At 62.2% G+C, this 15,175-nt stretch carries 8 protein-coding genes; 1 reads left to right on the plus strand and 7 read right to left on the minus strand.

Features of this window, described 5'->3' with window-relative positions:
* Nucleotide 1: 1 nt before the first annotated feature.
* The gene (locus C8J98_RS10575; RefSeq protein WP_107913167.1) at nucleotides 2-604 is read right to left on the minus strand and encodes an EAL domain-containing protein; all 603 of its coding nucleotides are present in this window, start codon (nucleotides 602-604) and stop codon (nucleotides 2-4) included.
* A gap of 294 nt (nucleotides 605-898) precedes the next feature.
* Between C8J98_RS10575 and sthA the strand changes: the two genes are divergently transcribed.
* Complete coding sequence (gene sthA, locus C8J98_RS10580; protein ID WP_199229880.1) at nucleotides 899-2,419, plus strand: Si-specific NAD(P)(+) transhydrogenase; 1,521 nt, start codon at nucleotides 899-901, stop codon at nucleotides 2,417-2,419.
* Nucleotides 2,420-3,341: 922 nt separating this feature from the next.
* Here the strand turns inward: sthA and C8J98_RS10590 are convergent.
* From C8J98_RS10590 to C8J98_RS10615, 6 genes are all read right to left on the minus strand, one after another.
* On the minus strand, nucleotides 3,342-3,620 hold the full coding sequence (locus tag C8J98_RS10590; RefSeq protein ID WP_107913170.1) for a hypothetical protein: 279 nt from the start codon (nucleotides 3,618-3,620) through the stop codon (nucleotides 3,342-3,344).
* Nucleotides 3,621-4,134: 514 nt separating this feature from the next.
* Entirely contained in the window at nucleotides 4,135-5,877 is a 1,743-nt protein-coding gene (locus tag C8J98_RS10595) for a sugar-binding domain-containing protein (protein ID WP_158272675.1), read from the minus strand.
* A gap of 189 nt (nucleotides 5,878-6,066) precedes the next feature.
* Complete coding sequence (locus tag C8J98_RS10600) at nucleotides 6,067-8,451, minus strand: GH92 family glycosyl hydrolase (RefSeq protein ID WP_107913172.1); 2,385 nt, start codon at nucleotides 8,449-8,451, stop codon at nucleotides 6,067-6,069.
* 66 nt (nucleotides 8,452-8,517) lie between these two features.
* The gene (locus tag C8J98_RS10605; RefSeq protein WP_107913173.1) at nucleotides 8,518-11,709 is read right to left on the minus strand and encodes a TonB-dependent receptor; all 3,192 of its coding nucleotides are present in this window, start codon (nucleotides 11,707-11,709) and stop codon (nucleotides 8,518-8,520) included.
* Between the two features lie 809 nt (nucleotides 11,710-12,518).
* Nucleotides 12,519-13,364, minus strand: coding sequence for an SAM-dependent methyltransferase (locus tag C8J98_RS10610; protein ID WP_107913174.1), 846 nt, complete (start codon nucleotides 13,362-13,364; stop codon nucleotides 12,519-12,521).
* Entirely contained in the window at nucleotides 13,361-15,175 is a 1,815-nt protein-coding gene (locus C8J98_RS10615) for a GGDEF domain-containing protein (RefSeq protein ID WP_107913175.1), read from the minus strand. Before C8J98_RS10615 ends, C8J98_RS10610 begins: the two co-directional genes overlap by 4 nt.

The following is a 15,175-nucleotide window of genomic DNA, read 5'->3' on the forward strand; positions in this document are numbered from 1 at the left end:
TTCATCGGGCAGGAAAGCCGGGAACGGTGGCTTTACCGGTAGCGGGCCTGGCGAACAGAAAACCCTGCTGCAGCACGATCCCCAGGTCCACCAACGCCGATGACTCATCGGCAGTCTCGACTCCCTCGCCAATCACGCGCACGTCAAGGTCATCGCATAGCTGGCTTACGTGCCGCACGATGCGTTGACGCACCTTGTCCGTATCGATCGAACGAATAAGGCCTATATCCAACTTCAGCAGGTCAGGCTGGAAATCCGCCAGCAGGTTCAGCCGTTGCGCCGCGGCCAAGGTCGTGCGCAGGCAATGCTCGGGGTTGTAGACGGCATTGGGAAGAAAGTTGATCGAGACCATGGCGGGTAGCTGAGCCTCAACGGCACACTCCAGGGCCCTCACCCTGCACTTTTGGTCGAAGGCATATTGGTTGTTCGCATCGACCGAGGCGAGGACATCCGCAGCGGACGCGCCGTCCGCCCCACGAACCAGTGCCTCATGCGCGAAAACCGTTTGCCCGACGGCGTCCACGATGGGCTGGAACGCCATCGTGATGGCACCGGCGAAGGCTTCGCCATTTCGACACGCACCGCACGAGTCCCGCTCACCCATCGCACCCTCCAACGTCTCACGAGTCTGGGCCCATCATGCCGACTTTGCCGTGGGGCGGCGTGACGAGCGCCTAGACGTTTCGACTCGTTACTTTTTATGTCTCGCCAGTGGCAGAACCTTCTCGCGGAGCACCTTGTACTCAGCGTCCACGACTTCCTGGTCCTGCAGGCGCATCCGTGGAAATCGAGAGCGGTGCCCACAGAATAGCTGCCAGCCCAAGAGCCAGCGCGATGAATCTCGTCACAGTACATTCCCCCTGTCATGGCGGATACGCCATCTGGCAGGAAATATAGCGTGAACCGTAAGCTGCCATCGGTACCTTTACTCTGTGGACCGAACCACCCGCGCGAGTATCATCGAAGGAACTCCGTCTACGCACCGGTGAAGACGCTCGTGGAAACCTTCGATGTAGTGGTGATTGGAGCCGGTCCCGCCGGTATCAGCGGTGCGGTGGCCGCCGGATTCATGGGCGCGCGTACCCTCCTGATCGAGCGGGAGGCACAGATCGGCGGTGCGGGCATCAACACCGGCACGATCCCGAGCAAGACCTTGCGCGAAACCGCCCTGGCGTTATCGGGCATCCGTTCCCGCCGCCTCTATGGCGTCGATCTGTCGCTCCGGCGCGAAGCCACGATCGCGGATTTCACGCACCATCGCGATAACGTGATGCTCGGCGAGCACAGGCGCGTGGGTCACCGCCTGGACGGCCTGGCCGTCCAGCGACGCGTCGGATCGGGCGCCTTCGTCGATGCGAACAAGGTTTGCATAACAGGCCCGGGGAATGAAACCGAACGGGTGCGCGGCGACATTATCCTCATCGCCACGGGCTCGTCACCGTTTCGGCCTGCCGAATTTCCTTTCGAACATCCCCACGTGCACGACTCCGACGAGATCCTCAACATCGAGTCGGTGCCACGCGTGCTGGTGATCGTCGGCGCCGGCGTCATCGGATGTGAATATGCCTCGACATTCTGCGCCCTCGGCACCACCGTGCATCTCGTCGACGGAAGGTCGTCACTGCTACCCTTCATTGACGCCGAGATCTCCAGCGCCCTCACGACGGCCCTGACCGCGCTGGGTGTACACCTGCATCTGGGCGAACGTGTCGCGCAATGCGTCACCCATGACGATGGCAAGGTCGAGGTGATACTGGCATCGGGTGAGTCACTGGCCTGCGACGATGTACTGGTCTGTTCCGGGCGGACCAGCAACACCGAACGATTGAACCTTGGCGCCGCAGGCATCGCCCCTGGGCACCGTGGCCTGATCGATGTCGACGAGAATTTCCGCACCACGGTGCCCCATATCTACGCCGCAGGCGATGTGATCGGCGCACCGGCTCTCGCCGCGACGGGTATGGAGCAGGCCCGTGCCGCCATGAACCGCGCCCTCGGATCGGACCTCAAACGCGACGTCGCCTCGCTACTGCCCACGGGCATTTATACGATTCCCGAGATCGGCTCCATCGGCGCGACGGAAGAATCGCTTCGCGCGGCAGGCGTCGACTACATCGTGGGCCGCTGGCGGGCCGCCGACACACCGAGGGGATGCATCCTCGGCGACGACCACGGCATGATCAAACTACTGTTCCGGCGTGACGACATGAAGCTCCTCGGAGCGCACGTGATCGGTGAACACGCCACCGAGACCGTGCACATCGGCATGATCGCCATGCTTCTCGACGCCGGCGCCGACCTCTTCAACCGCGCCTGCTTCAACTATCCGACGCTTGGAGACCTTTACAAGTACGCGACTTACGATGCGTTGATCCAGACGCGAACATCGCGGGAAGTCGTGGTGCAACCGGCAAAGTAGCCGGAAAGCATGGCGCGCCCAAGATCCACAGGGCGCCCAACGCGCGCTGTTGGCCGCTCGCCGCCTTAGTCGAGATTCATCGTCACCGAATCAGCGGCAATTACTACGCCTCCCCCAAGGAGCCCATTCGTCGTAAGACGGAGGGTTGTTTCGCTACTTGACGCACGACGTGATCGATGCGGTCGAATCCAGCGGCCGTAGCGGCTGAGACCAGGCTCCCCCTGCCTCAGCCATCGATGCGAGCGTCGCCTTCCCCACCACGCCGTCGGGACGCAGCCCGTGATCGTGCTGAAAGGTCTTCACAGCGAAATCGGTACCGGGACCAAACGCCAACGGCATCACCTCTATCCCCCAAGCGAACAACCCCGTTGTGCTCCTTGTCATGAGCCTACGGAGACTTGCCTTCGGCCAGTGCGATCCCGGCTCGCAGTGTAGGACCGTGACCCGTCTGGATGAGCTTATCGGCATACGACCTGTCGGTGGCATATCCCGCTTTCGCCATAGCCGCGGCCTCCTTTTCCAGATCCCCCTTCACACCCGGGTCGAAGAGACCCGCTTTCGCGTACCGAGGATTATCGGCCAGGAAGTTTCCTCGATCCGCCACCGAGTCCGCGTACGACTAGTGTGAAATCGCTACCGGAACGCTGGTCTTGAATGGCGTGCGTGTGTCGGCTGCGTCACCCCTCGTTGCCCATTCTCCGGTTACAACGATTTTTCCGTCTTCAATCGGACTGGACGAGGGCATAGATAGACTCGCCGGCTGCTACGCAGTGCGACGCACGATTCTGGTACCAACCGGGACGCACAGGAATCGGTGTACTCCAGCGTATTTTGTGTGATGCCAACCTTACCGGCGACGGAAGTTCTTCGGGCCGTGGCCATATCAGCTAGCACGCAGCCGCACCATTCTTCGCCGCCAAAGTCATCTGTCCATCCCCTTCTCCCAACACATCCGAGCATGCGCCTGCGCCGTGCACTGCACGCCCATATGCATCAGCGCGCCGATCGCCTCCATGCCATGCGCCACACGTTGGCAGTCCAACGTATCAGCTTCATGGATGAAGTCGGCAAGTAGCCGCGTGAGGCTGCGGGCGTATTGAAGCCATTCGGTGGCTTCGTTCATCAGGTCGTGTGACGTGGCTTCGGGGTCAATGTGGTAGTGGAATCCGGGGTGGGTGCTGTGACGTTTTGTTGTGGCCATGACGTTCTCCTTGCCTGCCGCCCCCGTATCCAGGTGCGACACGCCACGCATCGCGCAGCGTGCCGCGGATCTAACGGATTCGCGGGTTCATCGGCTGCCCGTGTCCGGACGCCGTGCGGCTTGATTGACGAAGTGTGTTGCGACGGAAAGCAGCGCCTGTTCTCGGGTCCACACGGCGGCGCGCCGTGTTGCTCGGCCGAGAAAAAACTCAGGGTTGCGGCTGCCGCCGCGGTTCTTCAACCGTGTCTGCGGGGAATGCAGAGCGCCCGGTGACCGATGGGGGTGTCGCCGGGGGGATCCGGCGGGCGAGCGGGTACCGTATGATCGGTGTTAGCCATATCAACTTATATCCAGTTGGTTTTGGTTAGCGGTCCAGGGGTGCGCTAACACCTCTGGGCCGCGCTTCTCACCGCATAGAGCGATGGTTGCCTGCGCAGCATTCACAGCGACGACGCAGGCAACGGAATCACCGTATCAAAACAACTTGAAGTTGTCTGTAGGCGTCGCTACCGATTCAGGGCTGACCGTTTGCTCGAATCGTCGCTTCGTTGATCGCCCGCACCCTGCCCTCATCCACCTTCTCGACCTTGCGATCGTAGGTGTAGAGACCATTGTGCTCACCTTCGACATCGGTGATCTGCGTATAGACGCTGCCCGACACACCGATGCCCGGGCCCTTGTCACGCAACACGGCGGTGTTGGCGACGTAGCCATCGTTTAATGCGGCGTTGTCTTTCACGTCGCCATACGGATTGATCGCGGTGTTTGGCCAGATGTGGCCGGGAACGCCGAGTGTCAGGCCACCGTGCTCGCCATCCATCGAGGCTCGCGTCGCATCAGGAGCGGGCAGACCCGGGCCCTGGTAGTCATGGATGTCGATGAGATCGCCCGCGTGTGGATCGCCCTTGGTGTCGCAGCAATTGGCACCGCTACGCGCATTGACCAGGCGTGAGGGGTCGAGCTTCTTGATCTGCGCGGCGAGTTCGGCGGCGGCGGGAATGCTCCACTGCCCCCACCCCTCGTTGAACGGAATCCAGCCGATGATCGACGTCTCGCCCTTGAGTTGCTCGACAATGGCAGAGACGTCCTTGCGGAAGCCCGCCTTGTCGGCGTCGCTGAGCTTCTCGTTATGCCCGTTCGGCAGCGCCGGCATGTCCTGCCATACCATCAGGCCAATGCGATCGGCCCAGTAGTACCAGCGTGCCGGTTCCACCTTGATGTGCTTGCGAATGGTGTTGAAACCCAGGTCCTTGGTTTTCTGGATGTCGAACTTCAGTGCCTCGTCGGTGGGTGCGGTATGGATGCCGTCCGGCCAGTAGCCCTGGTCCAGGGTGGCCAGCAGGAAGGTCGGCTTGCCGTTCAACACGATCCGGTTGAGGCCGCCCACCTTCGCGATACCGATGGTGCGCAGGCCGGCGTAGCTGGTCACCTCGTCGCGTTGCTTGTCCTGCTCGAGCGTGGCCTTGAAGGTGTAGAGGAAAGGATCCTGCGGGCTCCAGAGCCGCGGATGCGCAATCGTCAGCCGCAGCGGCGTGCCGACCGGGCCTTTCGCTTCGCCCACCGGCTTGCCGTCCGCATAGGCGGTCACTCGGAGAGTGGCGCCAGCGTCGCTGCCCTGTAGCTTCGATGTCACCGTGAAGCCATCCAGGCTCGCCACTGGCGTGAAGTCCAGTTGCGCCAGGCTGGTCGCCGCCACGGGCTCGAGCCACACCGACTGCCAGATGCCGGAAGCTGCGGTGTAGAAGATGCCCTCCGGCTTCAGCCGCTGCTTGCCGACCATCACGTTGGCGCTATCCACGGGTGCGTGGACAGCGACGACGATTTCCTGCGAGCCACTGGGACGAAGTGCCTGTGTGATGTCCGCACCGAAGGACGTGTAGCCGCCTGTATGCCGCGCTACTTCCTTGCCGTTGACGTAGACCGTCGCGTCCTGCGCTACCGCGCCGAAGTTCAGGCGCACGTGTTTGCCTTGCGCGGTATACGACGCCGGGATGTCCACCAGACGGCGGTAGACCATGAAGTCGGCGTGCTTCTGCACGCCGGAAAGCACGGACTCGATCGGGTACGGCACGAGCACCTGATCGTTCAACGATTTGCCGAACGACGGTGTGCCCTGCCCGTCTGTGGCGGCGTACTGCCACAGGCCGTTGAGGCTCATCCATTGGGGGTGGTCGAGGGATGGGCGGGCCAGTTGGGGGCGGGGGTATTCGGGCAAGGCGTTGGTCGGCGAAACCGCTGAGGTCCATGGTGTTGCCAAGGGGGCCGACTTGCCGTTCCAGACTGCTGAATTGTCTGACGCTGCCATGGCTGTGGGAGCGGTGCCCAGGGCGATGGCGATGGCGAGCCAGGTTTGTGGGTTGGCTACTTTGGGCCATCGCCGCTGAAGCGGCTCCCACAGATTACGCTGCTCCGACGCTGTTTTTGCGGTGTTCTTCATTCGTGGTCCTTAATGCGTTGCGCTCGACATGGAGGCCGGCGCGTCGTGCGGGTCGGTGCCCCAGGTCTTGCTGGGCTCGGGGCCCATGGTCAATTCAAGGGTAGCGCCGTTGGCGATGTCGGCATGGCTGAACCAGGGTTTGGTCCAGGGCTTGCCGTTGAGCGTGGCGGACTGGATGTACATGTTCCGCTCGGAGTTGTTGCGCGCGACGATCTCGAAGACCTTGCCGTTGCCCAACCGCAGGCGGACGCGGTCGAAGATGGGGCTGCCGATGATGTAATCGGGCGTGGCGGGATCGACCGGGTAGAAGCCCATGGCGCTGAGCACATACCACGATGATGTCGAGCCCTGGTCGTCCATGCCGGGGTAACCGTAGCCGGTGGCGTCGCTACCGTACAGATCGGCGAGGATGCGGCGTGTCAGTGCCTGCGTCTTCCAGGGCTGGCCGCTCCACGCGTATAGATACGCGGCCTGCTGGTCCGGCTGGTTGCCCTGCACGTACTGACCGATCACGCCCGTGCAATCGCGGCAGATGCCCTTGGGCGCGTAGGGGGTACTGAAGAACGTGTCGAGCTTGGCATTGAAGGCGTCGCGTCCGCCGAGCAGGTTCATCAGGCCCTGCACGTCGTGCGGCACCAGCCAGAGCGTGGACCAGCCCGAGCCTTCCTTCATCATGAAGTTGTAGTACGGCTCAGCGGGGTCAAACGGCGAGATCCACTTGCCGTCCTCGGTGCGGCCACGGAAGAAGCCTACCGAGGGATCGAACACGTTGCGGTAGTTCGCGGCGCGGCGCTGGAACATCTCGGCATCGTCTTTCTTGCCGACGCGCCGGGCGAGATCGGCGAGCGCGTGATCGTCCCAGGAATACTCCAGCGTCGTGGCGACGCCGGCCTTGCCGCCGGCATAGGGCGGGCTCGGATTGCCCGGGGGAACGATGTCGGAGATCCAGCCGTTCTTGTCGTATTCGGCGAGGTAACCGCGCGGTCCCTTCGGATCCGTCGCGTTCTTGCGCAACACCTCGTACGCGCCGGCGTAGTCGAACGGTATACCGCGCTGCATGGCGCCGTCGTAGAGGAACACGGCGTGGTCGCCATGGAACGAGGTGTTCATGTACCCGTGTTCGCGCGCCCGCTCCAGCTCGGAACGCATGATGTCCTGCACGACCTTCGGCTGGAGCAGCATCAGCAACGCGATCTGGTTGCGGCCGGTGTCCCAGTACGGCACGGGGCTGTAGAGATCGTACGCGGCAACTTTGAGCTGGCCCTTGGCATCCGTGTACTGCTCGCCCTTGCGCGCGACAACGCGCGGGCTGGCAAAGGAGTGATAAAGCGTCGAGTAGAACAACGTGCGCTGCTTCGGCGTGCCACCGGTGACCTCGACACGATCGAACAGCTGGGCCCACGCGGCGCGCGCCTTGGCGTGCACGCTATCGAAGTCCCCGTCCGCCGCATGCAGCCGCTGATCGGCTTCGTCGGCACTGTGGCCGTGGGCGATCCTCACCAGTACCTGGTCGCCGTCCTTGGTATCGAAGGTGACATAGGCACCCGCATAGTTGCCCGATACCTTGCGCTGACCGGTCTGGATGTCCTCGTGACCGAGACCCTCTCCCTTGTCGCTGACATTGGCGTGGAACGTGCCAAAGGCGGCGAAAGGACGCGAGAACTCCGCGACGAAGTACGGGCCGTCCGCGTCGTGGTTGCCGTGGCTTCCCGTATCGACACCGCGGATCGTGCGATCGCCGACGACTTCCACGTCACCACCCGCGCGACGAAGGTTGACCACCACGTTCGAGCGGTGGCTGGCCGGGAAGGTGAAGCGCATCAGGCTGGTCCACTGCGTTACCGTCAGTTCGGCGCGGGTGTGGAACGTGGCGAGATCGACAGCGTAGTAACCCGGCGATGCCTTCTCGGTCGATTTGTCGTAGTACGACGCGGCGTAATCCGGCGGCACGGTCCAGTCGCCCACCACCGGCATGATCATCGGCGCGGCGCGTGCACCATACGTCGAGCCACCACCGGTGAAACCGATCATCGCCGGGCGCCCATAGGCGTAGGCCACGGGAACACCCGTGGCGAAGCTCAGGTCGGCATTGATGTTGACCGGCGCCGCATCGGTCGAGCTCTGCGGCAGGCTCGCACCTGGCGAGGTCATGCCCGAGTACAGCGGCTCGCCCGGCGGCGGTGCGTTGCCGATGAACTCTTGCTTATCCAGTGGTGCGGTGCCGACCAGCGGGTTGGCTTCGTCGACAGCCGCGGTGGCGGCGACGGCTTGTTTGTCCTTTGCGGCATGGACGGCGCCGACGGCGCCGACGGCGCCGACGGCGCCGAGCGCAACGACAGAAAGGGCCACCGCGAGCGCGCGGTGGCGGTAGATACGTAGCTGAGGGGGATTCATCATGTTTTCCTGGGGACGGAAACGAAAGCGGGGTCGGGCTTGTCGCCCGACCCCGCTGGACTTTCTTTAACCACCATCACCGAACTTGTACGTGATCCCTACGTAGTACTGGCGTCCTGCATATTCGAGGCTGACCAGTCGTGCCGTCGTGTCGCTGCCCAGGTACTGGTGCGGCGTCGACTTCGACAGGTTGATCACCGATGCGGTCACCACGAAGTGCTTGTTGAACTCGTAGTCACCGTTCAGGTCGATCTGGTGATACGGCGCCGAATAAATCGGCAGGCCGGCCGCCAGACCCTGCATGGTCCGTCCGGTGAAGTTGTCACTGGCGCGAAGCAGCAGGCCGTTCTTTTCATAGAACACCGACACATTGGCTGCGTACTTCGCGCTACCGATCAGCTCGGACTTGCCGACCTGCGTGTCGCCCAGGGAAACCGGGGTTTCCGTGGTGTGATTGAGCGTGTAGTTGGCGATGTAACCGAAGCCATTGTCCCAGGTGTGCTGGGTGTAGAACTCAATGCCCTTGGACGTGCCCGAGCGGCCATTGGCATTGGTGCTGTACTGCATGAAGTTCGTCGGCGTACCGTTAACGTCGACACTGATGTTGTTGACGGTGACCGGTACGACGAAGTTCTTCACCTTCTTCTGGAACAGATCGATACCAACCACCGAATGCGGTGCGTAGTACCACTCGGTCGCCAGGTCGAACTGGGTCGCTGTGAACGGCTTCAGGTCTGCATTGGCGCCGCTGCCGTACCAACCCGGCAAGGGGGCACCGAACTGCTTGCGATCGTTGTAGTACTCCTGGGTGTTGTTGGTGAGGCTGCCCAACTGGGCCAGGTCGGTGTAGTTGGCGCGAGCCAGCGCCTGCGAGCCCGCGGCGCGGACCACGACGTCATCCAGGACGTTCCACGCGATATTGAAGCTCGGCAACGCCTTGTTGTAGCGCTTGCGCGTGGAGCTGTTCTCGAACGTCTGCACGACCGCCTGCTCGCGCGGCTGGTACTGGAAGTCGCCCGGTGCGCAGGCACCGCCGGCAATATTCTGGCCGGTGGTCGGGCAGATCAGGATGTTGCCACCGCCGTCGTGGTAGTACACCGCGTTGTTGGTGGTGATCTCGTTGGCGACGGTCAGGTCCTGCCCCGTGCTGACAAAGCGCAGGCCCACGTTGCCGCGGATCGTACCGGTGTCGAAGTTAGCCTGCACATAAGCCGCGGCGATCTTTTCCTGGATCGACGACTTGTCATCGGGGTGGTTGTAGAGCACCCGGTCGTAGGTCTGGTTGAGATAGTTGTAGTACGCCGGGTAATTGATCGCCGGGAAGGTGCTGTCGCTGTAGGCCTCGTTGGTCCCGTCGAGCGAGTTCGCCTGGAGGAAGCCCGCCGGCAACTGGCCGGCATTGGGATCGCAGGTCTGAAACTGCAGCGTCGTGCCCTTGCAGTACCAGCGCTGCTCGTTGTTCGTCTGCTCAGCGTGATTGTCGCGGTACTTGAACCCGAACTGCAGCGACTGGAACCAGGTGGAATCGAAGGCCCAGGTGAGATCGGCCTGGGCGAAGTTCTGCGAGTTGCTGGTATTGACCATGTTCGAACCGGTCGAGCCCAGATCCACCTGCCCCGCGCCAGCCAGCATGTTCTGCAGTACATCGGGCGAGGCCGTGAGTGTCGGCTTGCCACCCAGCGTCCATGCGGCACCATCGCTACCATCCACCCACTGGCCGTTGACGAAGTTGCGCGGCTTCGCCGCCATGGACAACTGCACCGACGGGCCGCCCGTGGCCCAGGTACGGCCGACGTTGAACGAGCCGCTGAGACTGCCGCCGTTGTCCCACTCACCTTCGAGGTTGAGGGTCTGCGAGGTGGCCTTCTCGACGTTGTAGCTGCCATTCAGCCACGGAATCTCCGTGGAGCAGGTATCGACGGCCTGTCGCGCCGCACCGGTGACCGGGTTGGTCAGCGAGTTACAGCCCACGCCGGCGGGCGGCAGCACATAATTCGCGCCGGTGACAATGGTGTGCGACGGATCGAACGTCAGGCCGTTGGGTGCGAGCAACCTGCCCTGCTGATCCGCGTAATTGCTGTTGCTCGGCAGGCCCCACTCGGGCACTTCCAGCGTGTTGGTGATCTGGGTCTGCTGGCGCTGGAAGCGGAAGTAGTTACCCGTCAACAGCAAATGGTCGCTGGGCTTGAACTGCATGGTCGCCTGGGCGCCCTTGGTCTTCAGGTCCAGCTCGTTGCGACTCGTGGAAAACTGCTGCGGCATCCAGTAGCCCGAATCGACGTTGCCAGCCTGATCGACGACACCGCCGCCCGACCACAGGTCGAGATTGGGCGCCACGTCGGGACCGTACGGCCGGCCATGCACGTCCGTCGGCGGCGCGGTACACGTGGCCTGGCTGGTACAGTCATTGCTCCACCAGTGCCAGCTGTCGGCCTTGGCGGTGTAATCGATATCGCGACGCTTCTGGTACGAACCGGCGACGAGGAAGCCAAACGTCTCGTCCTTGTTCTTCCACGACCACAGGGCCGAGGTCTGCGGCGTCTTCTTGCTGCTGTTGTCCGAGCCCGCTCCATTGAGGGACACGAAGCCGTCGTTCGCCTTCATTTCCAGCGGACGGCGCGTGTGCAGGTCCACATTACCGCCGATGCCGCCTTCGTCCAGGCGTGCCTCGAGGCTCTTGTAGAGCTTGATCTCGGAGAACATGTTCGCCGGCATCAGCGTGTAGTTGAACGAGCGCGTCAGGCCGGCCGAGGTATCGGCCGAGGCTACGTAGTTGCCGTTCAATTCGGTCAGCGTCAGCTCGGGCGCCAGGCCACGAATGCTGACCGTCTTGCCTTCGCCCGATTCGCGGCTGATGACCACGCCAGGCACGTGCGCCAGCGCATCGGCGATGTTCTTGGCGGGGAACTGCGCGATGTTCTGCGCGTTGATGACTTCGACGATGGAATTGGCGTCACGCTTGTCCAGCACGTTCTGGTCGATGGACTGGCGGTACGTCGTGACGACGACGGCGTCCATGTTGGTCGTACCAGCCGCCGTATCGTTGGCCTGCTTATCTGCCTTCTTGTCCTTGTCGTCTTTCTTTACCGTTGAGCTAGTGGTCGTTTGTGCCGGCGCAGACGCTGTCGTGGTGACGGGCGTGGATGTTTGCGCGAAGGCTGCCGTTGGTACCCCCAGATACCCGACGAACGACAAGGTGGCTGTGGCGAGCGCGGCACAAAGCGGCTTGCGCTTAAGCATATGTGGCAGATAAGTCATTTCTTTTTATTTCCCTCAGTGGTGTGCGCCCTTATGGATCCGGCGCGATGGTCCCCCGTTACATCACTGCTGCAGATGTGCGCTATTGCTGCATGCGTCCTCCCTATACCTGCATTTCAATCGATCTAAACTTTGACCGGTCAACGGGCGCGTAGCTCATTGACGATGGATGTTTCACTTCCCCGGATGCGCCGCGGGGAGGCTCGCTACACGAAACTCAAGGCAGCGCTAGCCGTTGCTGCCTGCGTCGATTGACGAGAGGCAACGTAGTGATGGAAAGCGGTGTTCCCCGCCTACTGACTACTAGGGGGAATTCGGCGGCAACTCTCCGGGCCGCGGAAAACAGTCTCCATGGGCAAGGTCTCGCGCGCTTCGCGCGGGCTTGTGCTCATGGACGTACAGGTGGTGCTTGGTTTCATGTGGCGGCTTCCCCTTCCCCTAGACAGGCCCGGCAGGAAGCAGCAATGTCCCGGGCGGCGCATGACGCGCACATCCCTCTGCCCTCCCCACCCCAGTCCAAACCGTTGGCATCTTTCGCGGCTTGGATCGATCTAAATCCCCTGGGGACAGATTAAGACGCTAAAGCGGGAAGGTGTCACGCTGCGGTGCAAAAATCTTAAGCCGGCTGGTTATATTCGCAACGACAGGCTGGGCCGCCGTTGCGGCGACCGATGTTGACCGGGAAGGGAAATCACGACGTCGTCCATTACCAGAGACGACGCGTGCGCGTGATCGAGCGAGCGATCACGCGCACGCGCACGCGGAGCGAACCCTGAGACCTGCGCGCAGGAAGTCGTTAGGGGGAACGGTTACGCTGTAACTGTGGGTTCAACACCCGAGCCATAGATCGCATCGAGTTCGTCGAGGCGCGCGCGCCAGACGGCATTCGGTTTAAGGGCCTGCGCGGGCGGAATCACAAGCGTTTCCTGTCCGGTGTACTCAGCGGAGGTGAAATCACGCAGTGCCACGCGCTGGATGTGCGGCCCTTCAACCGGCAGTGTCGGCGCGCGATAGACGATGACCTCGTGGTCGGGCGAATAGTCCTGGCATAACCTTTCAACCAACAGTTCCCGATACGCGTCCGGCGTTTTGAATCGGCCAAGGGAGCGATCACCGACGACACCGAGCTGCCAGAGGATCACGTGGCTCGTCGTATCCAGGTTGCGCTCGAAGAACAGTAGCTGGCTGGCCTCGAGATGCTGGCAGCCGAAGCGGGCCGGATCGATGCCGAGATCGGCATACAGGCAGTCTTCGGCGGATATGCCAGGCTCCATATAAGCCTCGTAGCCTTCAGCGCGGGCGACCTCGATCACCTTATGCGGCGACCAGGCGAAAATGCCCGGGTGACCGTAGAACACGGCGCAGACCCGCTTCCCGGCACGCACTTCAGCCATCATCACCTCGACCCATTCACGATAGGTCTTCATGCGTGACTTGCCCGGACGGTAGTACGGCTGGAGACTGCGGACCTCCGGATTCAGGCGTTGTAGCCAGAGCTCCACGACGTGGTCCGAGAGTGCAGCGAAGACGACGTCCGCGGTCTCGATATAGCTGCGCGCAATCGGCGTCAGGTGGGAACCCAAGGTAATGCCCATGCCAACGGAAGTGATGCTGCCGCGGCGGGCTTCAGTCGATACCGGATCAGATGTATTCATAGACTCATAGTATGCAAAGGTAATTGTGACGAACGCGCACCGTCGTCCCCGTCGCCATCGATGACGACGCGGTTACGCCCCATGTGTTTCGCCTGATATAGCGCGGCATCCGAGGCACGGCACAGTCGCTGTAAGTCGTAGCCTGCGCTGTCGGTACTGGCCAGACCGATGCTGGCCGAGACGGAAATCACCAGGCCGTCCATAACCAGCGGTGATGCCGTGAGCGCCAACCGGATTCTCTCGGCGACCACGCTACCCTGCAATCGCGGCGTATCCACCAGCAACATGCCGAACTCCTCGCCACCGAGGCGCCCGAGCAGATCGGCACGGCGCAACTGTCCTTTGCAGATCGCGACAGCGTGCTTCAGCACAGCATCGCCCAGGGCGTGCCCGTGCGTATCGTTAACCTGCTTGAAATGATCCAGGTCAAGAAAGACAAGGCAGCCGTCGCCGGATCGCTTTTCAAGGACCTGGAGTGCGCGAACGGATTCGCTCATGAAATGCTGATGATTGAAAATTCCAGTGAGTCCATCGCACGACGACAACCACTTGAAACGAAGCTGTGAACGCTTGATGCGTACCATCCAGAAGACGATCGAAAGAAGAACGAGGAACATCACCACGATATAGAGACGACTCGTCTCCACGGCCTTGGCATCCAACGCCTGCTGGAGCCGCAGAATGCGATTTTCCTTGCTCAGGCCCTCGGTTTCGAGCTTCTCGGCGCGAAAGTGCTGATTGGCCGCCTCATAGGCCGCATTCCTGACGTTCGCATCGCGCAGGTAGCCTTGGTCCTGGACGACGTAGTGTTCGTAGTAATCCAGCGCGCTGGCATCGTGCCCCTGTGCCTTCTCAATCGAGTACAGCACCCGGTAAGCGAAGCGCAGCGCCTCGTTGACGTCACCAACGTGGTTCATGGCAACGACCTCAAGCGCGGCTCTGCGTGCTTCGCTGGCGTTGCCCATTTGCTCGTAGATTCGGGCGCGTGCACTGGCCAGATCGATGAGATGTGGAAAGTACTTGCTTGCCTGGATGGCAGGCGTGAGCCGACGGACGGTCGCCAGCGCCTCGATCAGCTTGTGTTCGCTCAGCAACCGATCCACCAGGATGAGTGAGGCGGCATTGGCGAAAATCGGCTGGCGGTCCGCAGTGCAGGCGTCTATTGTCGCCATCAACTCCGGGCTGCTAGCTGTCAGCTGGCGGGACCCCTCGAGCGCGACGACTTTCTGCGCCATGCCCGGGCAGGGAGATTGGCCGGCCGGCGTCGCGCTCAACATCATATCGGCATACTTCAGTGCCTGCTCCGGCTGGCCCGCATACGCAAGCATCTGCGACAGGTTTGCCAACAATATGAATCGGGCCTGCGGATCAGTCACCACATCCAGGGTGTCCGCCGCGCGGGTCGTCATGGCGTAAGCCTCCGCGTACTTCCCCCGGCCGGTCAGGTTGTTCATCAGCATGGCGCTCGCGCGAACGCCTACCGGATCATCGTCCGACTCCCCCATGACTTCCTGGAAAGCCGTGGCCGCTTCAGGATAGCGTCCCTCGTAATTGGCCTCCCAGCCATCGAGGTAGCGCAGATACCGCTTTTCGGACTTCGTCAGTGAGCCCACGTCGCCATGGAGTTCGGCCAGCTTCTCAACGAAGCCGGCGTGATCCGTCGTGCGTATAGCATCGACCTGCGCGAGCCGATCCGCGCTCGGCGCTGCCGACCGCGCGGAATCGGCATGAGCCCCCTGGACTTGCATCCACACTGCCAGCCCCACCAGGACCGGCCAGGGTCGCATGTAGCGACGACAGCGGAGGGCCAT

This window comes from Luteibacter sp. OK325 (assembly GCF_003050935.1).
GTDB lineage: Bacteria > Pseudomonadota > Gammaproteobacteria > Xanthomonadales > Rhodanobacteraceae > Luteibacter.